Origin of the sequence: Motilimonas sp. E26 (assembly GCF_021278025.1) — a bacterium.
GTDB lineage: Bacteria > Pseudomonadota > Gammaproteobacteria > Enterobacterales > CBDFNC01 > Motilimonas.
Genome location: NZ_JAIBHJ010000010.1, coordinates 30880 through 53420, shown reverse-complemented (window position 1 = coordinate 53420; position 22541 = coordinate 30880). Strand labels below are relative to the sequence as shown.

21 protein-coding genes are annotated in these 22541 nt (G+C 44.6%); 7 read left to right on the top strand and 14 right to left on the bottom strand.

Annotated elements, in window-relative coordinates:
* Positions 1-188: 188 nt before the first annotated feature.
* From K1M91_RS10530 to K1M91_RS10520, 3 genes are all read left to right on the top strand, one after another.
* Positions 189-3269, top strand: a complete 3081-nt coding sequence (locus tag K1M91_RS10530) for an efflux RND transporter permease subunit (RefSeq protein WP_232801717.1) — start codon at positions 189-191, stop codon at positions 3267-3269.
* A 315-nt stretch (positions 3270-3584) separates the two neighbouring features.
* Positions 3585-4937, top strand: a complete 1353-nt coding sequence (locus tag K1M91_RS10525) for a sodium-dependent transporter (protein WP_232801716.1) — start codon at positions 3585-3587, stop codon at positions 4935-4937.
* 126 nt (positions 4938-5063) lie between these two features.
* Positions 5064-5609: a zf-TFIIB domain-containing protein gene (locus tag K1M91_RS10520; RefSeq protein ID WP_232801715.1), complete on the top strand. Its 546-nt coding sequence runs from the start codon at positions 5064-5066 to the stop codon at positions 5607-5609.
* A gap of 227 nt (positions 5610-5836) precedes the next feature.
* Here the strand turns inward: K1M91_RS10520 and cysQ are convergent, their stop codons facing one another.
* Both cysQ and nudE read right to left on the bottom strand, forming a co-directional pair.
* A complete protein-coding gene (cysQ, locus tag K1M91_RS10515; RefSeq protein WP_232801714.1) occupies positions 5837-6643 on the bottom strand; it encodes a 3'(2'),5'-bisphosphate nucleotidase CysQ in 807 nt (268 codons plus the stop codon).
* 24 nt (positions 6644-6667) lie between these two features.
* Positions 6668-7237 carry an ADP compounds hydrolase NudE gene (nudE, locus tag K1M91_RS10510; RefSeq protein ID WP_232801713.1) on the bottom strand — a complete coding sequence of 190 codons (570 nt, stop codon included), beginning with the start codon at positions 7235-7237 and terminating at the stop codon, positions 6668-6670.
* Positions 7238-7316: 79 nt separating this feature from the next.
* On the opposite strand from nudE, the gene yrfG reads away from it, so the two are divergent.
* The 3 genes from yrfG to K1M91_RS10495 all read left to right on the top strand — a co-directional run bounded on the left by yrfG (position 7317) and on the right by K1M91_RS10495 (position 10271).
* Positions 7317-7970: a GMP/IMP nucleotidase gene (gene yrfG, locus K1M91_RS10505; protein ID WP_232801712.1), complete on the top strand. Its 654-nt coding sequence runs from the start codon at positions 7317-7319 to the stop codon at positions 7968-7970.
* Between the two features lie 82 nt (positions 7971-8052).
* Positions 8053-9120 (top strand): DKNYY domain-containing protein, encoded by a 1068-nt coding sequence (locus tag K1M91_RS10500; protein WP_232801711.1) that lies wholly within the window; start codon positions 8053-8055, stop codon positions 9118-9120.
* Between the two features lie 113 nt (positions 9121-9233).
* Positions 9234-10271 carry a ribonuclease Z gene (locus K1M91_RS10495; RefSeq protein WP_232801710.1) on the top strand — a complete coding sequence of 346 codons (1038 nt, stop codon included), beginning with the start codon at positions 9234-9236 and terminating at the stop codon, positions 10269-10271.
* An 88-nt stretch (positions 10272-10359) separates the two neighbouring features.
* Here K1M91_RS10495 and K1M91_RS10490 read toward each other — a convergent pair whose 3' ends face one another.
* From K1M91_RS10490 to gspC, 12 genes are all read right to left on the bottom strand, one after another.
* Positions 10360-11115 carry a type II secretion system protein N gene (locus K1M91_RS10490; protein WP_232801709.1) on the bottom strand — a complete coding sequence of 252 codons (756 nt, stop codon included), beginning with the start codon at positions 11113-11115 and terminating at the stop codon, positions 10360-10362.
* Positions 11112-11585, bottom strand: a complete 474-nt coding sequence (locus K1M91_RS10485) for a type II secretion system protein M (protein ID WP_232801708.1) — start codon at positions 11583-11585, stop codon at positions 11112-11114. The genes K1M91_RS10490 and K1M91_RS10485 overlap by 4 nt, the downstream gene beginning before the upstream one ends.
* Entirely contained in the window at positions 11582-12811 is a 1230-nt protein-coding gene (gspL, locus tag K1M91_RS10480) for a type II secretion system protein GspL (RefSeq protein ID WP_232801707.1), read from the bottom strand. Before gspL ends, K1M91_RS10485 begins: the two co-directional genes overlap by 4 nt.
* Positions 12808-13797, bottom strand: coding sequence for a type II secretion system minor pseudopilin GspK (gspK, locus tag K1M91_RS10475; RefSeq protein WP_232801706.1), 990 nt, complete (start codon positions 13795-13797; stop codon positions 12808-12810). Before gspK ends, gspL begins: the two co-directional genes overlap by 4 nt.
* Positions 13797-14588 (bottom strand): type II secretion system minor pseudopilin GspJ, encoded by a 792-nt coding sequence (gspJ, locus tag K1M91_RS10470; protein WP_232801705.1) that lies wholly within the window; start codon positions 14586-14588, stop codon positions 13797-13799. The genes gspK and gspJ overlap by 1 nt, the downstream gene beginning before the upstream one ends.
* Positions 14536-14916 (bottom strand): type II secretion system minor pseudopilin GspI, encoded by a 381-nt coding sequence (gene gspI / locus K1M91_RS10465; RefSeq protein WP_232801704.1) that lies wholly within the window; start codon positions 14914-14916, stop codon positions 14536-14538. The genes gspJ and gspI overlap by 53 nt, the downstream gene beginning before the upstream one ends.
* The gene (gspH, locus tag K1M91_RS10460) at positions 14913-15509 is read right to left on the bottom strand and encodes a type II secretion system minor pseudopilin GspH (protein ID WP_232801703.1); all 597 of its coding nucleotides are present in this window, start codon (positions 15507-15509) and stop codon (positions 14913-14915) included. The genes gspI and gspH overlap by 4 nt, the downstream gene beginning before the upstream one ends.
* Entirely contained in the window at positions 15510-15980 is a 471-nt protein-coding gene (gene gspG, locus K1M91_RS10455; RefSeq protein ID WP_232801702.1) for a type II secretion system major pseudopilin GspG, read from the bottom strand.
* A gap of 86 nt (positions 15981-16066) precedes the next feature.
* Positions 16067-17287 carry a type II secretion system inner membrane protein GspF gene (gspF, locus tag K1M91_RS10450; RefSeq protein ID WP_232801701.1) on the bottom strand — a complete coding sequence of 407 codons (1221 nt, stop codon included), beginning with the start codon at positions 17285-17287 and terminating at the stop codon, positions 16067-16069.
* Between the two features lie 4 nt (positions 17288-17291).
* Positions 17292-18821 (bottom strand): type II secretion system ATPase GspE, encoded by a 1530-nt coding sequence (gspE, locus tag K1M91_RS10445; RefSeq protein WP_232801700.1) that lies wholly within the window; start codon positions 18819-18821, stop codon positions 17292-17294.
* 11 nt (positions 18822-18832) lie between these two features.
* Positions 18833-20890: a type II secretion system secretin GspD gene (gene gspD, locus K1M91_RS10440; protein ID WP_232801699.1), complete on the bottom strand. Its 2058-nt coding sequence runs from the start codon at positions 20888-20890 to the stop codon at positions 18833-18835.
* Positions 20891-20916: 26 nt separating this feature from the next.
* Positions 20917-21801 (bottom strand): type II secretion system protein GspC, encoded by an 885-nt coding sequence (gspC, locus tag K1M91_RS10435; protein ID WP_232801698.1) that lies wholly within the window; start codon positions 21799-21801, stop codon positions 20917-20919.
* Positions 21802-22135: 334 nt separating this feature from the next.
* Between gspC and hslR the strand changes: the two genes are divergently transcribed.
* Positions 22136-22534: a ribosome-associated heat shock protein Hsp15 gene (gene hslR / locus K1M91_RS10430; protein WP_232801697.1), complete on the top strand. Its 399-nt coding sequence runs from the start codon at positions 22136-22138 to the stop codon at positions 22532-22534.
* Positions 22535-22541: the final 7 nt, after the last annotated feature.

The window sequence follows — 22541 nt, the reverse complement described above, 5'->3', positions numbered from 1 at the left end:
GATCAAAATAATATTAGTTCATTTCACACAAGCTAATGCCAGGGCAACAAGTCACCACACAAGACAGCGACTGGAGCGACTGGAGCTACGAAGATGATCAAAATAATATTAGTTCATTTCACACAAGCTAATGCCAGGGCAACAAGTCACCACACAAGACAGCGACTGGAGCAACTGGAGCTACAAAGATGATCAAAATGTTGGTTCATAATACCCGTCTACTGGTTCTGGCATTAGTGGTGTTAATCGTATCTGGCCTCGGTGCTATTCACACCTTGCCACGAATGGAAGACCCTAGAATATCTAATCGTTTTGCAACAGTTATTACTCACTTCCCCGGCGCATCGGCTGAGCGAGTCGAAGCCCTGATCAGTGAAAAAATAGAAAGTAAAATTCGTAAGCTCCCAGAAATCAAGGTGCTGACTTCAACCTCTCGTCCGGGTATTTCAGTGATCCAAGCGGAATTGAAAGACCATATCACGCAAGGAGCCCCCGTTTGGTCAAGGATCCGCGATTTATTAAGTGATATTACGCCAGAATTACCGCCAGGCAGTTCAGTGCCACAATTAGATGATGATCGCGGCTATGCATTTACCCGAATCATCGCTCTCACTTGGCAAGGCGGCACTCAGCCCGACTTGGCTATATTAGGCCGCTATGGCCGCGAGTTACAAAATCGCTTGCGCTTAATACCTGGCACTGACTTTGTTGAGGTACAAGGGGCGCCAGAAGAAGAAATTCTTGTTGAACTTGATTTAAATGCTGCTTCCGCTCTTAGACTCACTGGCGCGCAAGTCGCCCAGCTAATCAATACGGCCGATGCCAAGGTATCCGCTGGTGAATTACACAATAATGACAATACCATGCAACTGGAGCTTAGGGGCGAGCTGGACTCGTTAGAGCGGATCCGGCAAATTCCCTTACTCAGTGATAGCAAAGGCTTTGTTTATCGAGTTGGCGATCTGGCAGAAGTTAAACGTAGCATTAAAACCCCCGAAAGCAGTCTCGCTATTATCAATGGTCAGCAAGGTATTGTGGTGTCAGCTCGTATGCTGCCAGATTTGCGCATTGATACTTGGTCAGCCTCATTAGACCGTAGCCTAAACGAATTTAGTCAGCAGCTACCAAGCAATATTCTTAGTCAGGTTATCTTCGACCAAAATGACTACACCCAAACCCGCTTGTCTGAGTTAATGGGCAACGTGTTATTTGGTTTTGCCATTATATCGGTAGTGTTATTACTCACATTAGGCTGGCGTTCGGCCTTAATCGTGGCGCTATCGCTACCTATCACTGTGTTATTCACATTAAGTTGCATGAAGTATTTTGGCCTGCCCATTCACCAAATGTCGGTGACAGGGCTGGTCGTCGCCTTAGGGATAATGGTTGACAACGCCATTGTCATGGTTGACTCCATTGGACAAAAACGACATCAGGGCATGTCTGCTCTGTTTGCGGTGCAACGCTCATTAAAACATTTATGGCTGCCGCTACTTGGCTCCACTTTGACCACTATTTTGGCTTTTATGCCAATTATTTTAATGCCCGGACCCGCTGGAGAATTTGTTGGTGGTATTGCCTTAAGTGTGATCTTTTCATTGATCGGCTCATACCTTATTTCCCATACTATTTTAGCCAGTATCGCGGGGCGCTTTCTACGCCAAAAAGAGGCGAATCATCGCTGGTATCAAAATGGTATTCAGCTACCGTCACTAGCGAATCTATTTAAGAAAACTGTTCGCCTTTCACTTAACTACCCGAAACTCAGTGTGATCTTGGTGTTTTTGGTCCCTGTTAGCGGCTTTTACGGTGCAGGGCAATTAACGGAGCAATTCTTTCCACCATCAGATCGCGATATGTTTCATATTGAAATGTTCCTTGCGCCGCAAACCAGCATCGAACGTACCCGTGCTGTTACCGCAGAAGTAGATGAAATACTTGCAAAATACCAAGGTATTGAGTCTGTTCATTGGTTTATTGGTAACAATGCTCCCACCTTTTATTACAACTTGTTAATGCGCCAGCAAGGCGCACAAAATTATGCCCAAGCCATGATCACAGCGGATCACTTTAGCACCGCTAATCGCTTGATACATGAGCTACAAGCTGAGCTAGATAAAGCGGTACCCGAAGCGCAAATTCTGGTACGTCAACTCGAGCAAGGCCCGCCATTTAACGCCCCCATTGAGGTGCGTTTATACGGTCAAAATTTAGATCAGTTAAAAACGCTAGGTGATGAAGTTCGGGCTCTGTTATTCACTATTCCCGATGTGCTACATACCCGTGGCACCTTACTAGCAGGAACGCCTAAGGTGTGGCTAAACGTCAACGAAGAGGCCAGCCGAGTAATGGGCTTGGGCTTAACCGAAATAGCCGATCAGTTAGAAAGTACAACCCAAGGTAAAATAGGCAGCCGTGTTATCGAGTCAACGGAATCAATTCCTATTCGGATCCGCATTGCGCCCGATGCTAGGCAAGAGTTATCTGATTTAAATTCTCTTAATGTCACTTCTAACCAACAAGGCATGATCCCACTGTCAGGAATCTCAGAATTTGAATTAGCCCCCAGTCGAGGAGCCATTCCAAGACGAGATGGTGAGCGAGTCAATGTGATCGAAGCTTACTTAACACAGGGGGTTTTACCAGCAAGTGTCCTCTCTCAGCTCAAACAAAAGCTGGAACAGAGCCAATTCACTTTACCATCAGGTTATCGCTTAGAGTTTGGCGGCGAGTCAGCTAAACGTAATGACGCCGTGGGTAACCTATTAGCTAGCTTAGGTTTAGTGATGACCCTGCTGGTTACTGTGGTGGTGCTCTCGTTTAACTCGTTTCGCTTAAGCTTACTTATAATGCTAACAGCGGTACAAGCAGCAGGCTTAGGTCTGTTGAGTGTTTACTTAGGTCAATTTCCATTTGGCTTTACCGTTATTATTGGCTTACTCGGCTTAATTGGCTTAGCAATTAATGCGGCGATCGTTATATTGGCGGAGCTGAAATCAAATCCCTATGCCATGGCTGGCAACAAAGAGGCAGCATTAGCCTGCGTAATGAGTTGCACCCGTCATATAACCTCTACCACTATTACTACGGTCGGCGGCTTTTTACCCCTAATATTAGCGGGCGGCGGTTTTTGGCCACCTTTTGCCATAGCAATTGCGGGCGGCACCGCGCTAACAACATTGGTTTCGTTCTATTTCGTGCCAGCGGGCTTTCTACTGCTACGCGGAAACTCAAACGCCAAAGCAGTACTTGCACCTCAGCCTACTTAGTTAGACAACAGCCTAAAGTCAGGGCTAAAGTGGCCCTGACAAACAAAAGCATCAAACAATGTAAAATCAACAGTACAACAAGCTAAAGAAAAACAAAAAAACAAGTATTCACTCTTTAATGTTCACATTTTTTGTGGATTAGATTTGACAACCTTCGCGTTCACGTCACACTAGGCTCAATTTTTAGGTGACGCTGTATGCTGATCTGATTAAGTAGATAATCTGTTTAACAGCCGAAGCTAAGGCGTTACACCTCGCAACGCCCATCGACAATTATAAAAAGCGCACATACACAACATTAAATAGAGGATAAAAATGGCACAAACCAGAGGACAATTCAGCTCTCGGCTGGGGTTCGTATTAGCGGCAGCAGGCTGTGCTGTCGGCGTAGGTAATATTTGGGGCTTCCCTACTCAAGCGGCCAGTAATGGTGGTGGCGCATTTTTACTGGTCTATCTTGTGCTGATTTTTATGCTTGGTTACCCCATGTTAGTGGCTGAATTACTCATCGGTCGCGCCGGCCAAGCTAACCCAATGAAGTCGATGCAAAGTGTGGCAAGCTCGCCCCTTACTCGCCATATTGGCGCAACAGCGGGAATAGTATCAATTCTCGTGGTGACCTTAATTTTCACTTTTTACAGTATTATTTCCGGCTGGTTTATCAGTTTTACCTTAGCGCCAGTCGTGGAATTAGCAGGAGATAGAGGAAAAAGCGTTTGGCTTACAGACTTTTCACTGTCTCGTAATTTAGTGTTTACCACCTTGTTTGGCCTTATTACCATTTTAGTGGTGAAAAAAGGCATCAAAGATGGCATTGAAAAGTGGTCAACCCGTTTAATGCCGCTGCTATTTTTATTATTAATAGCCAGTGCCATGTATATGATGACCCAAAACGGAGCAATGGAAGGCCTTAAGGCGTATTTGCTACCTGACTTCAGTCAAGTGTTTGACGCCACTTTACTGGCTAATGCACTCGGTCAAACCTTCTTCTCTCTTTCATTAGGCTCTGGCGCCATGATGGTATATGGCTCTTATTTAAGTAAACAAGACAGCGTGCCTAAGCTAGCGGCACAAGTTACCTTAGTAGACACTGGCGTAGCTTTCCTAGCTGGTTTATTGATTGTACCCGCGATGTATGTTGCCATGAGTCAAGGGGTGGAAATTTTTGATGCCAATGGCGATCTCATCGCTAGTAGCAACTTAGTTTTTAAAGTGTTACCTGCTTTGTTTGACACCATGGGCTCAGCAAAATATATCGTTAGCACCGGCTTTTTCTTTCTATTAGTGATTGCGGCACTGACTTCCTCTATCGCGATGCTAGAAACGCCAGTGGCTTTTGTGTGCGAGCTAACCCGCATTGACCGCAGTAAAGCGGTATGGATAGTGGGCTTAACGGCGATTAGCTTTAGTAACTTGATTGTTTTTAACTTTGATATGTTATTTGAACTCATCATTCAAATTTCAACTCAGTATGCTCAGCCCCTTGCCAGCTTAGCCGTGTGTATTTTTGCTGGTTGGGTCTGGCACCGAAATAAGGTGTTAGCTGAAATTAGACAAGGTGATGACAACATTGAAAACAGCCTGTTTTGGAAAATTTGGCCGGCTTACGTTAAGTTTGTCTGCCCGATATTAGTGGGCTTATTGGTGATACGCTCGATTACCGCTTAATCGCAAAGCAACCTAGCTGTGATGATTAAAAGGTGAAGTATCTACTTCACCTTTTTTTTATTTAGCACTGTTCAGTTGCGCCTTCACCTTTATAATAGCGACATCATCTTTAAGGAGTCGATTTTAATGCAATGTACCAGCTGTGAAACCGGTAAATTACACCAAGGAAACCTAGCCCAGCTACTGCCTTCTTTAACTTGTGATCATTGCGGTGGCCACTTTTTCTACTTAGCCGACTACTTGCGTTGGAAAGAAACAAACCCAGAGCCACTAAAAGAAACGGATATTACCGATATTGAACCAAGTGAAACCACTAAGGCGATTATCTGTCCAATTACAGGCCGCTTAATGCGCAAATACCGCATGTCGAGCGAGCATCAGCATAAAGTAGATTTAAGTGTTGCAGTTAATGGCATTTGGCTAGATAAGGGCGAGTGGGAACTGTTAGTTAAGTCTGGTCTGAGTAACCAACTCAACAAGATTTTCACCGACCCGTGGCAGCGTAATATTCGCCTAGAAAAAACCGCTGATGTGCTAAAAGCGCAATATGAAAATCGTTTTGGTGACGCTGATTATGAAAAGCTACAACAAGTTAAAGCGTGGCTAAAAGACTCAGAGCACAAAGCTGAAATGTTAGCTTATTTGGTTGCGGACGATCCTTACAAGGTCTAACCAACTATCTTCTAGTTTAAATTTAAAAAGCCTTCAGATTGACACTGAAGGCTTTTTTCATGGTCAAGAATAGTTAACCTTAGTTTTGCTGAATCCTATCGTAGCCAGATAAAGTATGTTTTAGGGCAAAATTTCTTTTTCAGGGATGAAAACGTAAAGCGAATAGGGACTATTTACTGCGTTTTTGCAGGAATGCATACTATTTCGCTTATCCAGATTCGGATTAGTTACAGAATAATACGCTGCCAAGGCAGTTGATTATCACCAACCACAATAAAGTTAGGGTTTTCTAAGCTTTCACGTTCGTTGTAACTTAACGCTTCTAATTTTAAGCTTTGAATTTTGCCACCCGCTTCTTCAACAATACATTGGGCCCCCGCCGTATCCCATTCACCTGTAGGCCCCACTCGCACGTAACAATCAGCACTACCTTCCGCTACTAGGCAGCTTTTCAGTGAGCTTGAGCCTAATGGGATCATGTTGTAGTTATAGTCAGGCGCCAGTAAATTAGAAATTTTAGAAAGGGACTGCACTTTACTGACTGCAACATTAAGTTGCTTGGTTTGTACGTCATATTGCATGCTAGAAATAGCCACTGGCGCTTGATCGGCCACTTGTTTAAACGCACCATGACCACTCACGGCGTAATAACATACGTCCGCTATCGGAGCATAAATCACTCCAAGCACCGGCTTATTTTCATGTACTAAGGCGATAATGGTGGCAAAATCCCCGCTGCGAGAAATAAACTCTTGGGTACCATCAAGGGGATCAACCAGCCAATAAGTCGACCAATTTGATCTTCTGGCTAGTGGAATATCGGCAGCCTCTTCTGACAACATCGGGATCTCAGGCGTCAGTTCATGAAATGCTTTTACCAGATATTGATGTGCAGCGATATCCGCACTGGTAACGGGGGTATCATCTCCCTTAGTGCAAGCTTCATAGTCTTTTGAATCATAAATTTGCTTGATAATCGCCCCTGCTTCGCGGGCAAATTGACAAGCGGAATCTAAATAATCTATTGGTTGCATATTCACTCCTGAACGAGGTGATAATTAAGCACTGAGCCTAGGGTCAGTTTCTAGCCACTTTAATGCCAGCATCAGTGCGCAAACACTGCGCGCCTCGTTAAAGTCTGGCTCATTTAATAACTGCAATGCATCTTTAATCGGCCAGTACACCACTTCTAGTGGCTCGGGCTCATCGCCAGCCAATGTTTGTGGATATAAATCATCGGCAATAAAAACGGACATCGCATTAGCAAAATAGGCCGGCGCAAGTTGCAGTGATTTAAGTGGATAGAATTGTTTCGCACCAAAGCCCGCTTCTTCCATTAGCTCGCGATTCGCTGCAGCCACTGCTTGCTCGCCTTCATCAATTAAACCTTTGGGGAACCCGAGTTCATAACTATGGGTTCCAGCAGCATATTCTCGCACCAAAATCAGGCTTTCATTGTTGTAGATAGGCACCATCATCACTGCACCGCGTCCGTTGCTTTTCATGCGTTCGTAACGACGTTGCTCGCCATTACTAAAGCATAAATCCAATGCTTCCACCTTAAAAAAGCGACTTTTCGCAACAATCTCTGCATTGATAATCTTAGGTTTTTCTGCCGATTTAGCCATCTTCTCGCCTGTTAGAAAAAGAAAAGTTACACTGCTGTCCATACTAGAACATTAATATCAGATATTTATAAGGAACACCATGCTCAACTGGCAAGAGATAGACACAGTACTACTGGATATGGACGGCACCTTGTTGGATTTACACTATGATAATCAACTTTGGAATCATATTGTTCCGCAAGCGTATGCCGATCACCAGCAAATTTCACTGCCGCAAGCAAAACAAATCATGGCACAAAAATACCAAGACGTTGCCGATAGCATGCATTGGTATTGTTACGACTTTTGGACCCAAACCTTAGAGCTTGATATTTACCAACTGCAACACCAAGTGGCCGATAAAATCAACTGGCGACAAGATGCGCAACTGTTTCTCAAGCAACTCATTAAGGCCAATAAGGCGCGTCATATATTAACCAATGCGCACCCGGAAGGTGTACGCCTTAAAAATGAATACACTGGGCTAGTGGCATTTTTTGACTCTTGCATTTCAACACATGAATATGGCCAACCAAAAGAAGAGCAACAACTCTGGCATAAAGTGCAGCAGCGTATCGGTTTTGATCCTGCCCGCACCCTATTTATTGACGATAATGAGCTGATTTTAGATGCCGCTAAAACCTTTGGCATCAAACATTTAATCGCTATTGATTTACCCGACTCCCAGTTAGGGAAAAAGACCTTTCATCGCCATCAAGCCATTAGCCACTTTAGCGAAATCATGCCGCAATAAGGCCAACTGAACGACTTTAACCCTGCCAGTTCAAGTGTCGTGTTAAAGAAGGTCACACTAGCCATCAAGACAAGGAAGTAACATGCTAACCACGTTTCAAATACTCACCGCGCTGGCCCTGCTGTTTTGGCCCATGATGTGGATAGGCAGCGTGATGATGTTCGGCGGCCCCGGTGCGACCGATAACCCCAATACCGTTTATAGCACGGTTGCCTTACTGCTCTATCCTTGTGTGCTGTTTTTACTCTATGGCTTGATGGGTTGGCCACTGTTTTTTATACCGTCTAAGTATTTAATGATTATCGGTATACCTCTTAATCTATTGTTGGTTTATGCCAGCTACGGCTCGCTAGTGAGCAACACCTTACGAGGTATTTCGAATTCAGGTTACAGTGTGGTTGAGCAGAATGTTTATTACAGTGGCAAGCTTATTCCAGACGCACTCGCGGAGTCGTTTAATGTATTTGATAACGAGCCGAGTTATCGCAGCTCACAATATGCCCGTGACGCAGAGCGGGTTTATTATCATGGTCAGCCGCTACCTGAAGCCGACGCAACGAGCTTTAAACTCTTGTTTGCCGACAACGATGACTATTGGGCTGATAAAAATCAGGTTTTTTATCACGCCACACCTCTTAATCTAACTCCAAGCAAGACCAGAGTTTTTCATCAAGACAGCCATGCAACGTATTTAACCGATGGCGAAAGACTCTATTGTGAAAGCATGCTAGTTGCTGGCGCTGATCTTGCCAGCTTTACCGTATTATTTGGCCCCGTCGCCAAAGACAAACACCATATTTACTATGAAGATGCCATTATTTTACCTGAGGCAGATATTACCAGCTTTACCCTTTATGAAAATGAACAATACTACGCCTTTGACAAAAACAGCGTGTACGACTTAATTGCTGATAACTCACAAGAGATTACTGATTCAGACCCTGCTAGCTTTGAGTTTTTAGGCCGCGGCTATATGAAAGATAAACATCGCGTTTACCTGAGCCAACAATATGCACCTACGATGGTATTAGCAGATGTCGACCGCGAGAGCCTAGTTGTGACAGACTATGATGATAAAACAGGCTCAGACGCCTACGACAAGCATGGCTATTTACTTAATGGACAACGTTTAAATGCTGATAAACCTTAGTTCTGCTTAAGCCTATTGCATCCAGATTTGCAGAGACGAAAACGAGAAGCGTATAGCAACATATTCACAGCGTTTCTGCAGAAATCATACTATTTCACTTATCAGGATCCGGGTTGTTTAACCAAAAAGTGATAGTAAAGCGCAATGGTAAAAGGGCTAAATCAGCCAATCTAAAAGAGAGCTATAAGATGGAGTTTACCTTTTTTGGCACCAGTGCCGGTACACCAACGAAAGCACGTAATGTCACAGCCTTGGCATTGCGTTTAAAACGAGAAAAAAGCTGGTGTTTAATTGACTGTGGCGAAGGCACACAACATCAATTGCTGCATGTACCCTACTCACTAGCAAACTTGGCCGCTGTATTTATCACTCATGTTCATGGCGATCACTGTTTTGGTTTAGTTGGCTTATTAGCCAGTGCATCTCTGACTGGGCGCAAAGCGCCCCTTACCATTTATGGACCCGCTGCATTAGCGCAGTTTATCCCGTTAACCCTTGAATTAACCGATACGTACTTGTGCTACCCAATTGAGTTTGTGGATGTTGAAAGCCTCGACCAAGAGATCGAGGTCGCCGGTTTCGCCGTCTCAGCCATTAGACTATCACATCGCGTACCCTGCCATGCCTGGCACTTTGTTGAACGTAATATTGCTCACCAACTCGACCAAGGGAAGCTAGGCCAAGCCGGTATCGAAAAGGGCCCATTGTGGGGGAAGATTCAGCAAGGAGAGCAAGTGCGCTTGGCCGACGGCAGGCTGATTAATGGCCGAGACTTTTGGCGCATAGACAATGAGGCGCGAAGTATTATTGTTGCAGGTGACAATGATCAACCTGAGTTACTGCAACAAGCCGCAGCGCAAGCAAATGTGTTGATCCACGAAGCAACCTATACTCAAGCCATCGCCGACAAAGTTGGCCCCGACCCCATGCACAGTAGTGCCATGCAACTAGCTAAGTTTGCCCAGCAAGTAGCCTTACCTAATCTGGTGATGACACATTTTAGTGCGCGTTTTGGCGGTGAAGGGAAGTCATCAATGAGAATACTACAACAGGAAGCAAAGCGGTTTTATCACGGCGAGTTGTTCTTAGCTGAGGATCTCACCACCTATCAGCTTAATAGCAAGGGTGAGCTAAGTAAGCTTACGCCTTGATAAACGACTCTAGAGCCCTGTTTTCGCGGAATAAATTCCGCTCCTACGTGAAGTGATCAAGCTTTGCGGGAGCGGCTATCCAAGATAACTAGTTAGGAATATTCGACAAGCTAATTCGGTAGCTGCCATTTTCTTGTTGTGGGCCAATCCAATCTAACGCTTGGCTAATCGCCGGCGCTAACGATTTACCGCCTTTAATTTCACCTTCAACACGATACTGTTGCTGGTTCGGCAACCAAGACTTCATGCTGATGGTTAGATGATCCGATTGCTGATCTAAGATCGCCGCCAAGCCACCGTTTTCACACTCTAACTTAACTTTAGGGTCGCCTAAGATCACTTCACCCATTGGCGTTGTAACACTGGCATCGGTCCAAAATAAGAAACCATCTAACTGCTGACAAAAAGGCTGACCTTGGCTAACGGATTTAATTTTTAAATCCAATAAACCTTGCGCTTCTATTGGCATCGGTAATGGTAAATACTTAATCACTCGTTGCACGGGCACTGTAACAGTTAAATCAGACGCTTCGCCACCGGAGAAACCGTATGCTAACTCTCCTTTACCGGCTAACCCCTTACCACGACCAAATTTAACATCAGCCGCTAAACGAGCAGTAAACAAAGACCAAGGTTTAACTTGCCATTGCAACTTTTCAATATTTTCACCGCGCACCATCACTTGTTCAGCTTTACCTTGCCAAACACTGCCAGAGACACCCGATAGCTCAATACCAAGATTACGCGGGATAAACTGAAACGCCCACTTCGCCGGCATTAAATAAACTAAAAACAAGCCATAAAGAGATAAACAGATTAGCAGAGGCTTTAATCTAAGTTTCATCCAGCGACTCCTAAATGCAAACGTCTTACTTTCACTGTTCCTGGTGCATCACCTACGGCTAAATCCGTATTTAAGGTAACAACCCCATGGCGCTCTTTCAGTTGCTTTAACCAACTCAGTAACTTATTGAACTCGATGTTATCAATCCACACTTCTAGCTCATCACCCTTAGGCTGAATTCGGCTAATAGTGATGCCACTTTGTCTTGCACTATTACCAATTAACTGATTAAGGTTTACCTTGCCCACCTGACTGGCATTTTGCGCCTGAAAGTTAACAATATCTTGACCCTTTGACTTCATCCAAACCAAGGTTTGCTGGTTACTTTTAAGCCGAGTTTGCTCATTGGCTAAGGCATTACTCAATGGCTGATACAGGCCCCAGTAAAAAGCGCCCACGATAAGCACTACCGCTGATAAAATAGCTAAGTTACGTTCGCGGGTTGCGAGATTTTCCCACCACTCTTTCATCCTTGTCCCCTGATAGTTAACGTGCCTGTCACTTTATTATCTTGATTACTCATCGCACCTTGTTGCACCTTGAGGCTAGGATCAAGCAAGCTTTGAAACTTTTCAAACTCAGCATAGGTGTTGGCTTTAATTTGTAACCTAATCTCACTATCTTTACCTTCATACTTCAGTGACATCGGCTTAAAACCAGGTACTTGCTTAAATGCTGGTTGAATCTTAGCCAGCATTGATAATAAGTCTGCACCTTGAGTTTGGTTTTCTAATTTAGATAAGTGACGTTTTAGCTGCGCTTTAATACGGGCTTCACGAATGTTTTTCTCATCGGGAAACAACGTGACATAAATATCTTTAATTTCTGCCGTTAGCTGTTCATTTTCTTGCTTGAGCTGCTGTAGCGATAATACCGTTGACACTAATGCCAGCACCAAACATGCCGCAGCGGCAATCCCAACACGTTTCCATAACAACCAATTTTTAGAATATTCCTTCTGCGGCTGATATTCACCAACCAACAAGTTCATATGGCTCGCCAATGCACCTTGAGCGAGTAATTGCATCGGTAGTTCAGGTGTATTTAGCTGCCAATTACCGGCCACGCCTGATGGTAACGGGGTATATACTTGAATGACTTGTTCACTGGCTTCAACTTCGTTGTCAACAGCGGACTCGCCTTCTTGTAACCATTTATCCATTAAAAATGGCAACAGGCTTTCATCCGCACTAAAGCCTTTATAGCGACCTTGGCGAATCAACCAATCATCCGCCATTTGCACTGCAGACCATTGGCCTTCATGCTCAGGTAGCATTAATGCATCAGGTAAAAACTGACGACACTTGAGCTGGGCAGCTTCTAACCAGTCCAGCCAGTTATCCATTTTAGCTTTTTCGACAATAGCTAAACTAGCCACGCCATCACTGCAATCGAGCACGGTAAAGTGCAATTTATCGACATCTGTCGCGAGCTCTTCCTCAACCATATAAGGTAAAGCTTGCTGCAATTGTCGAGTTAACTTACCAGGCACTTCTACCTGCGTTAGTAATACATCAGCAACGGGTAATAAAACAATGACCGGCCGACCACCCGCTTTTTCATGTAATTGTGACAGCTGCTGGGCATTATTGAGCTGCCCAGATGCGATGATCTCTTGCTCACTATTCGACCAAACAAGCCAGTCAATTCCGTGGTTGGCTTCACTGCCTAATCGAACTACTAATCGTTCACTCACTGAACGCCTCCATATTGACGTCTAAGCGTCTTAACTTCTTTTTTACTGGCTTGAAACAAGGCTTGTAAGGCGACTTTTGTTTCATCAAATTCGGCGATACCTTCTAACTCAAAATACTGGCTTTTAACATCAATTTGCGCTTTCACTTCATCACTGATGTTTAAGCCCGCTAAGGATGATGAGGCCAAAAACTCTTCTTTATTTGCCCAGCCATTTTGTGGCCGCTCATCAAGTAAACCTTGCGCCTGATCTTCACTAAGCATTGGGGTAAATAGTGCTTGGAAAATCTGTGGTTGGTCAGCAGGCACAGTATTAACATTGAGCAGCCAACTTTTATCAGGCACTACACATAAGTAAGGCTTTAACTTTTTATACACACCAGCACTCACACCTTGGATAGCTCTGAACTCAGAGACATCCACCATTGGGGCATTAGCGGTCAGATGGGGGACACCGCGTCCTTGATAAAAGCTGTCTTCTGCGCCTTGGCTACTAATAGCGATGTCATCGGCATCAAGCCAATCACGGGTCGAATCTGTTATCTGCTCGGCGTAGTAACCATCGACACCAACAATTTCCAATAATGCCTGAAACTGGTTAGCAACAAGTGGTCGCTGACCATCGGGCTTATTAGGCACATCTAAGGCATTAAGGTTAAAGCATCCTTGTCGGTCTTTAATCTCACCAGAAATGGTGCCGCCATCAAGGGGGAAACTCATCCCACTCATGGCCCAAGCTTGATCTAAACTCACGACTTCATCGTCTTTTAAGGCGTTCTTTAACGTCATTTTAACCAGCGCTTCTGCCGCATGACCATACCAATACGCACGTTGACTCATAACCTGTCCTTGCGTACGCATCAGTTCCAGTTGCAACCGAGAGGTCATATTGGTTGCTACAACCACCATTACTGAAAGGATCAGCAATACAGTGAGCAACGCAACCCCTTGTTGAGCTGATGGTGTGTTTTGCGTTAGCCCTTTCATTAAGTTCGACCGCCATTGACAGGACCGCCGTTGGGGACGTTCGGATCTTGCTCGCCATTCTCTGTATTCGAGCCAGGCTGATTTTCATCAGGTTTACGATCCGGGTTTGCTGGCACAACAGGCGCTTTCGCTTTCACCGCCTCGCCTTCTGGCGTCAAAAACAGCCTTGAAATCACGCCGTAAGCTTCAAAGTCAAACTCCATAGCGATGCCCGCTGGTAATTTATCTTTTTTAGTCCAACTAGCCTGCCAGCTCTTATCCCAATAACGCAACGTTAAGCTATTCACATCTTTAATCAACACTTGTACTTCAGGCTCTTGCCCTGAAACGGTATCGGGATATAAAAAATACAGCCGCTCTAAGTTGTTTTCTTTAATTCGATAGGCCACACGCACTAAGTTAGAGCGCGGTAATTGCCCTTGAGGGTTTGACCAGCCTAAACGCACAAAATCGATACCATCACTTTCTGATTCGGCCACATACTTTCCCGCACGGAGCAAAGAACCATTTGGCTCAGCGCCATTACGCGTGGTTCGGGCAACCATTTGCGTCATATCACGCTCAATAATCATCATTGCACGCTGCATTTGTTTTAATTTTTCGCTGTGCTCGGATGATATTTTGTCGCTAGTCATCACACCTTGTAACACTTGGTACGCCGCCATACTCAACACAGAAAAAACCGCTATGGCGATCAGGATCTCAAGTAAGGTAAAACCACGCTGCATTGATTTCATTTTAACGGCCAACGTAGGTACGAGCAGTTGCAATGGCAACATCCATTTTGTCATCCAATGACACTTCAATATCAAGCGCTTTAAAGTTAGGATCGCCGGTTTCTACGCCCTTCCATTGCCAATACCATGTTTGCCCTGCCATTTCTTCAGAGCCTTTCACCCAAGACGCGCCCGGCCAGCGCTTTTCAAGGGTTGCTTGCGTTAATTGATTACTGGCAACCCAAGTCGCAAAGGTTTTTTCTTGTAAATAACTCAAGCTACGTACATGCTCACTGGCAGTGTTCATCACCGCTAGCCCGGCGGAAGCGAACACACCTAAGGCGACCATCACTTCAAGTAACGTCATACCAGCTTGCTTAGTTAATGAGGTATATTTCTTCATTCTTCAGGCTCTTCATTAATAGCCAGATCACCTGTCATTTTCACTTGCAGCTCAATCCACAATTTGTTGTCTTCGTCAGTTGGACTAAAACGCATTACAAAAGGGGTTATTTCGCCACTCGACATAATGTGTATTTGTGGGATGATAGGTTCTTCAGGCTCATCAAACACACTTTCGTCTTCAAATAGCTCTTCTTGCTCATCCCTATCATCCCAAACAAAACCTGAAAGTGTGAGTGTAACCTTCATGTCTTCAGGCAGTGTTACCTCAGTATTAAACTTTCCCGCAGGCAAGGGAAACCAAAGCTTCTTTGCAACATCATAAAATACAAACTGGTAGCGTTGCTCTTCAACCACTATGCCCAATTCACGCGATGTCATTAAGGCTTGGTCGCTCATCACTTCGATAAAGCCAGCTAAACGCTGCGCTTCTAATTTAAGGGATTTATAACCTGAGTTACTGGGCATGGTCATCACCACCGCGGTAGATGCCAAGCCCATCAGCATGATTACCAACATTATTTCCAGCAAGGTAAAGCCAGCCATGGCTGGCTTTACCGGTTTCGCTAAAAATGGTCGGTAATCAAATTTCATTTACTTGATTTCGTCCATGTTCCAGTTACCAATATCATCATCGGTACCTTCTTCGCCATCAGGACCAACCGAAAAGATATCAATATTGCCTTTTTCACCTGGGCTAGTTAGCAGGTAAGGGTTACCCCACGGATCGTTAGGTAAACGCTTTAGATAACCGCCATCACGGTAGTTACGTGGCTCAGGAGAGCCAGCAGGTTTGCTAACTAGCGCTTCTAGGCCTTGATCTGTGGTTGGGTAGCGGCTGTTGTCCAGTTTGTACATATCCAATGAGTTTTCTAGTGCAACAATGTCTGACACTACTTTTTGTTGATCTGCTTTTTCTTTATTACCTAGTAAGTTAGGTACAATCATGGCTGACAACACGCCCAAAATAACAATAACAACCATCACCTCAAGCAAGGTAAAACCTTGTTGAGAACCTTGTTGGGAGCCTTGTTGAAAACCTTGCTGTTTGTTCTGTACTCTCATGACTACACTCTCTATAAAAATGGCATAAATGCCAGCTAAGGGTTAAACGAAACTAAATCTAAAATCACAGCTTAATCTAGGTAGGATTACCCTCCTACCATATTATTAAGGGCTAGCATTGGCTGTAGAATAGCAGCGACAATAAACAATACCACTCCAGCCATACTCACAACTAGTGCTGGCTCAAATACGCCTAATGCCATATTTACCTGCGCAGCAAATTGCTTATCTTGGTTATCTGCTGAGCGCTCCAGCATTTGATCTAATTCACCACTGCGCTCACCGCTGGCTATCATATGTAGCATCATCGGTGGGAACAATTTGGTGTTTTCTAATGCTGCGCCCAAACTGCTACCTTCACGAACAAACTCTGTCGCTTCACCTACTTTCCCGCGCGCATATAGGTTACTTAGTACCTCGCCTGCTATTTTCATCCCCTCTAACAGCGGGACCGCACTGGCATTTAGAATACTTAAGGTGCGGGCAAAACGAGCGGTGTTTAAGTCTCGACTCACTTTACCCACGACCGGTACCTGTAATAACACCCGATCGAATTTAAGCTGATTTTTAGGGTTTTTAAGATATTGCTTTAGGCCAAACAACCCTAAGGCGATGCCACTTACAATAAATAATCCGTAATCGCGTAAAAAATCACTACTTGCAATGAGGAATAAGGTTGAGCCAGGAAGGTCTTGCCCCATATGCTCAAATTGCCCCACTACTTGAGGGACAACCGAAGTAAGCAAAATTGACACCACACCTATCGCCACCAGTGTCAACATTAATGGATAAATCATCGCCTGCATCAATTTACTGCGCATTTGCTGACGTTGTTCGGTGTAATCAGCCAGACGATCAAGTACTAATTCTAAGTGCCCCGCTTTTTCGCCCGCAGCTACCATTGCGCAGAAGAGATCATCAAAAATATGCGGAAACTCAGCCATACTGCCCGCTAAAGTGTAACCTTCTAACACGCGACTACGAACCGCCGATAACATGGACTTTACTTTCGGTTTATCGGTTTGCTCAACCACGGCTTTAAGGCATTCTTCAATGGGCATTGAAGACGCCACTAAAGTAGACAGCTGACGTGTCATTAGGGCGAGCTCTGGGGTAGAGATTTTACGCTTAAACGAAAAGCCACCTTTGCTCTCTTTTTTAGCTTGCTCTGCAGCAGCCATCACTTCGATAGGGGTTAGGCCTCGGTCTCGCAAAATTTGGCGTACTTGACGAGCCGTATCAGCCTCTTGCAAGCCTTTCTTTTGTTTACCTTTTTTATCTAGCGCTTTATATTCGAATGTTGCCATTTTGCTAGCCTTCTCTGGTCACACGAAGGACTTCTTCTATCGTGGTGATACCTTCGCGAACTTTCGATAAGCCATCACTGCGAATACTTGGGGTGTGCTGACGGACGACTTTTTCAATTTGTTGTTCGCTCGCGCCATCATGGATAGCATTGCGCACATCATCATCCATCACTAATAATTCGTAGATACCGGTTCGCCCTTTATAACCTGAGAAGTTACACGCTTCACAGCCATTGGCTCTGAACACTTGAATGGGATCTTCAATCGGCATGTTAAGCATCGACTTTTCTTTATCTGTCATTAAATGTGGCTCTCGACAATCTGGGCATAAGGTTCGCACCAGTCGTTGAGCCAACACGCCCAATAAAGAAGAAGATAGTAGGAAAGGCTCTACCCCCATGTCTTGCATCCGAGTTAATGCGCCGATGGCCGTATTGGTATGCAAGGTTGATAATACTAAGTGACCCGTTAAACTGGCTTGAACTGCGATTTGTGCCGTTTCTAGGTCACGTATCTCACCTATCATCACCACATCAGGGTCTTGACGTAAAATAGCACGTAAGCCACGTGCAAAGGTCATATCAACCTTAGTATTTACTTGGGTTTGACCGATACCTTCTAGTAGGTATTCGATGGGGTCTTCAACCGTCAAAATGTTGCGGTCTTTTGAGTTTATGTCTGATAAACCGGCATATAACGTCGTACTTTTACCCGAGCCAGTAGGCCCAGTAACTAAGATAATACCGTGAGGTTTACGCAGTAAGTCACTCAAAATTTCGCTATTTTTCGCCGTCATGTTTAATTCAGACATACGCTTAACCGCGTTTTTATCTAATAAACGCAATACCACACGTTCACCATGACTTGACGGCATTGTCGATACACGCACGTCGACCGCACGACCACCAATACGCAGGGCAATACGGCCATCTTGCGGGATCCGCTTTTCAGCAATATCTAACTTCGCCATGACTTTAATACGTGATACTAGCAGTGATGCCAGCTTGCGTTGCGGCTTAAGAATTTCGCGTAAAACACCATCAATACGAAAACGGATAATGAGAGTTTTTTCAAACGTCTCAATGTGAATATCTGACGCACCTTCCTTGATCGCTTCACTGAGCATGGCATTGATCAATTTAATGATCGGTGCATCATCATCAGCTTCAAGCAGGTCTTCATTATCCGGTAACTCTTCTGCCAAAGTAAAAAAGTCTTCGTTACCTATGTCTTCCATCAGCTGACGCGCTTGTGAAGAATCACGTTGGTAAGTTTGTGTTAGCGTTTGTTCAAACACTTCATCCGCTAAAATAGCAATACTAAAACGCTTACCCATTTGCCTGCGAATTTCGAGGAAAATTTCCGGTTTAGCGTCTGCTTTGCAAAACACCTTAGCTTGGCCATTGGTTTGACAAAAAACTACACCATGATTTTTTGCAAAAGCAAAAGGCAGTAGCTTAGCCGAAGTATCAAGCTCATCGAAATGAGGTACTTCGTCAGCAATGGCTTTTTCATCAATAAGCGGCGTTTCCATCTACTGCATCCTTAATTACTGCTGGCTTCTGGCGCACGACGTTTTTTCTTGGTGAAGTCGAACACTTCAGGATTAATTTCTGGACTTTGACCCCATTCAGGCAACACCGGCACATCGGTATTAGGCATTAAATTAACACCTTGTGCTTGCTGCTGTAGCTGCACTGCACGCATTAGGCTGTACTTACGAGAGCTTAGGCTCGCCATTTTATTACTGTCACGAATAATGGTCGGACGAATAAAAATCATCAAATTACGCTTCGAGGTGCTACTACTGGTCGACTTAAATAGGTTACCAAGATAAGGAATGTCTCCCAGTAAAGGCACTTTCTCGACCGATTCATCTACTTTTTCGTCAATTAAACCACCGATGACAATGGTATCGCCGCTGTCTGCTAACACGGTTGTTTTCACAGCACGAGTTGCAAAAGTAATGTCGACACCCGTATTACCATTTACGTTAGAAACTTCTTGCTCAATAACCAGCTGTACCGCGTCGCCTTCATTGATTTGTGGGGTCACTTTTAGCTGGATACCCACTTTTTTACGTTCAATGGTGGTAAATGGATTGTCATTATTACCGCTAGCTGCTGAGCCTGTTTTAACGGGTACTTCATCACCAACAATAAAGCTGGCCTCTTGGTTATCCAATGTCGTGATACTTGGCGTGGCAAGAATGTTTGAACCTTTCGAGCTTGCTAAGGCTTGTAACACTACGCCCCAGTCATTAGTCGCATAACCAACCGCCATACCGCTCACTTTGCTCAATACGCTCGCGAGTGCTGTCACATCACCAGGAGTGTCTGGGTTTTTGATCGGCTGTCCACTTCCTGCAGGATCATAAATTGTTGTACCGTCTTGCGGTCTCGCTTGGTATACGCCCGCGGCGATTTCACTCAGTGATGCACCATTGGTATTAAATTGCGTACCACCACCAGCAAGGGTTGCCCACTGCACACTCAAGCCAATGCCGTCACCTTCTGCTACTTCAACAATAATGGCTTCAACCAATACTTGAGCACGGCGAATATCGAGTTGACGAATAACCGCTTCTAACGACCCCATCACATCAGGCTGCGCAGTAATGACAATCGCGTTAGTGCCTTCGTGAGCTTCGATATTTAAGGTAGACTGTTTATTCTTTGAACCGCCTGCAGCTGCGCCATTGGCCCCCTTAACTTCACCTTCGATTGATTTGCTCACACCGTTCAAGACATCAACCATTTCTTTGGCTTTAGCATATTTAAGATAGAATACGCGGGTGTTACCACTGGTTTCTAATTCACTATCAAGCTGCTTAACTAAATGCACTGCGCGTTTACGCGCTTGCGGCTCACCGCTGATAATAATGGAATTAGTGCGCTCATCAGCAACCATTCGAGGTTTTAGCATGCTTGGTGTATTGGTTTTGCCATCGCCTGGCTTTTGAATAGATTCTAAAATTCGCACCATTTCTGCAGCGCTAGCGAACTGAAGGCGAACAATATCAACCTCTTCATCACCCGCTTTATCTACGCGGCGAACAATTTCCACCAAACGATTAACCACAGCTGCACGGCCCGTGATCATAATAACATTTGACGGGTCGTAATGAACCACGTTACCGCCACCAGCGTTGTCATTTAGCTGGCGTAACAAAGGAGCAAGCTCTCGTACCGATACATTACGCACGGGCACCACTCGCGTCACCATTTCATCTCCCTTGCCCGGATTTTTACCGTCAACAACGGGAATGGCTGAAACCTTGGCATCTTTAGCTTTGATGACTTTCATCACGCCATTATCCATTTCCACCACAGCAAAACCGTAGACATCAAGTACATTAAGGAAGAACTGGTAATATTGCTCATCATTAAGCAAATCATAACTACGGACGTTTATTTTGCCGCGAACTGAGGGTTCGATAATGATAGTTTTGTTGAGGTTCTTACCAACGATATTAATAAACTCGTTGATGTCAGTGCCCTTAAAGCTGGCTGAATATTCAGCAGCAGAAATGTTAGCGCTCACGGCTAATAGCAATCCTGCACAAAGGGCGCTTAATTTACGCCGGGTCCCTGAAATTCTCATAATTCTTACTTGCTCCAACTTTCTTATTATTCGGGCAGACTAAAATATAAATCGTGAATTTGGCCGTCGCGCTCTACCGACAAGGTCATTTCACGCATAGTAGGAAACTCTTGCATTAAGCTCATTGACTGCTGCATATCAGTTAAGTCAATGCCATTAAGGCTAACGGCGAGATCGTTTGCTTGTAACCCCGCGTTCTGAAATATAGTGGCGTCTCGGCCAGGATTAATCCGATAGCCAATAAGCGCACCTTGATTACGCACAGGTGAGATAGAAATGAAATCAGTGATTTTACTGGGGTTAGCCAATAACTCAGCACGGTTAAGCTCTAGCTCAACAGGTGCTTCACGTATGGCTTTAGGTTCAGCTGGCTGACTAGACGCATTTTTATTGGCCGCATAAGTCTCACCATCAAGCATCAAGGTTTGTAAATCACCACGATACTCTAAAATCACACGGTCAAACTTAATCTCTTTCAGCACCGCCCCCGTGTTACCAATACTATTACCAATGAAATAGGAATCCTGCCTACCTCTGTCTTCAATAATAGCGACAGCATTTTGTGGCACAGTAGAAGCTAATACACCCGTCAACTTAACATTGAGCTTAGTTTTAGGAGCAACCTTCGGCTTAGCCGCAACCGACACTGGAGCGACTTTTTTATTAAACTCACCGAATAGATGCAATGCAGTGATAGCAGTCAAGTTAATACCTTGATTGCTATTTCCCTGCTGTGCAACGGGGGCGGGACGCCAAGGCGTTGATTTTGTTGAACCTGAAGGCATGACCATCCAAGTCAAGTGGGCTAACTGATAACAGAGCAGCACCAGCAAAGAATAAAAAGCGATTGAAGAAAGCTTTTGCTGGGGCAAGCCGCTCAGGCGCATCAGTACACCAGAGAACTTATCCATTACTACATTCCTAATTTATTACAACACAGCATCCTGCCGATAGAGACCATACTAGCCCGCGGCGAGTGTTTCACTCAAGTATAAAAATTGGGTTATGAGAGATGGGCAATATTCTTAGCCCTCACAATACATAATAAATACTCGATTCTGTCTTGTTAAGTTCAAATATATACGCTACACGCATCACATTACATTAAATACAATGCATTTTTTATGATGGCGAGTGTAACACGATGATGAAAACAAAAAACAGCCACAACGGTGAGACTTGATAAAAACTGTTACCGTCACCATATCTTAAGCATGATAAGTTTAACAAGAACGAGAAATTCCAATGTCAGAGCACGATGGCGTACGCCTTGATAAATGGTTATGGGCGGCTCGGTTTTTTAAAACTCGCGGTCTTGCTAGGGACGTGATTCAAGGAGGTAAAGTACAGTATAATGGTCAGCGCACTAAACCAAGTAGATTGGTTGAGGTTGGCGCAACGATTACTGTTCGCCAAGGTCATGATAATAAAGAAGTGGTGGTACTAAAAGTTGAGGGGCAACGTAAAAGTGCACCGCAAGCCCAACTACTTTACGAAGAAACTGAGGCCAGTATTGCACTAAGAGCACAGCACGCTGAGCTAAGAAAGCTAAGTGCCTTGCATGCCCCGCACCCAGATCGTCGGCCGGATAAAAAACAGCGCAGAGAATTAATTAAAGTAAAATCACAGCGCAGTGAAAACTAATTTTTTG

Coding starts and splice junctions, on each gene's coding strand:
- K1M91_RS10530 (WP_232801717.1), top strand. CDS start 189: ATGATCAAAATGTTGGTTCATAATACCCGTCTACTGGTTCTGGCATTA.
- K1M91_RS10525 (WP_232801716.1), top strand. CDS start 3,585: ATGGCACAAACCAGAGGACAATTCAGCTCTCGGCTGGGGTTCGTATTA.
- K1M91_RS10520 (WP_232801715.1), top strand. CDS start 5,064: ATGCAATGTACCAGCTGTGAAACCGGTAAATTACACCAAGGAAACCTA.
- cysQ (WP_232801714.1), bottom strand. CDS start 6,643: ATGCAACCAATAGATTATTTAGATTCCGCTTGTCAATTTGCCCGCGAA.
- nudE (WP_232801713.1), bottom strand. CDS start 7,237: ATGGCTAAATCGGCAGAAAAACCTAAGATTATCAATGCAGAGATTGTT.
- yrfG (WP_232801712.1), top strand. CDS start 7,317: ATGCTCAACTGGCAAGAGATAGACACAGTACTACTGGATATGGACGGC.
- K1M91_RS10500 (WP_232801711.1), top strand. CDS start 8,053: ATGCTAACCACGTTTCAAATACTCACCGCGCTGGCCCTGCTGTTTTGG.
- K1M91_RS10490 (WP_232801709.1), bottom strand. CDS start 11,115: ATGAAACTTAGATTAAAGCCTCTGCTAATCTGTTTATCTCTTTATGGC.
- K1M91_RS10485 (WP_232801708.1), bottom strand. CDS start 11,585: ATGAAAGAGTGGTGGGAAAATCTCGCAACCCGCGAACGTAACTTAGCT.
- gspK (WP_232801706.1), bottom strand. CDS start 13,797: ATGAAAGGGCTAACGCAAAACACACCATCAGCTCAACAAGGGGTTGCG.
- gspJ (WP_232801705.1), bottom strand. CDS start 14,588: ATGACAAAATGGATGTTGCCATTGCAACTGCTCGTACCTACGTTGGCC.
- gspI (WP_232801704.1), bottom strand. CDS start 14,916: ATGAAGAAATATACCTCATTAACTAAGCAAGCTGGTATGACGTTACTT.
- gspH (WP_232801703.1), bottom strand. CDS start 15,509: ATGAAATTTGATTACCGACCATTTTTAGCGAAACCGGTAAAGCCAGCC.
- gspG (WP_232801702.1), bottom strand. CDS start 15,980: ATGAGAGTACAGAACAAACAGCAAGGTTTTCAACAAGGCTCCCAACAA.
- gspF (WP_232801701.1), bottom strand. CDS start 17,287: ATGGCAACATTCGAATATAAAGCGCTAGATAAAAAAGGTAAACAAAAG.
- gspE (WP_232801700.1), bottom strand. CDS start 18,821: ATGGAAACGCCGCTTATTGATGAAAAAGCCATTGCTGACGAAGTACCT.
- gspD (WP_232801699.1), bottom strand. CDS start 20,890: ATGAGAATTTCAGGGACCCGGCGTAAATTAAGCGCCCTTTGTGCAGGA.
- gspC (WP_232801698.1), bottom strand. CDS start 21,801: ATGGATAAGTTCTCTGGTGTACTGATGCGCCTGAGCGGCTTGCCCCAG.
- hslR (WP_232801697.1), top strand. CDS start 22,136: ATGTCAGAGCACGATGGCGTACGCCTTGATAAATGGTTATGGGCGGCT.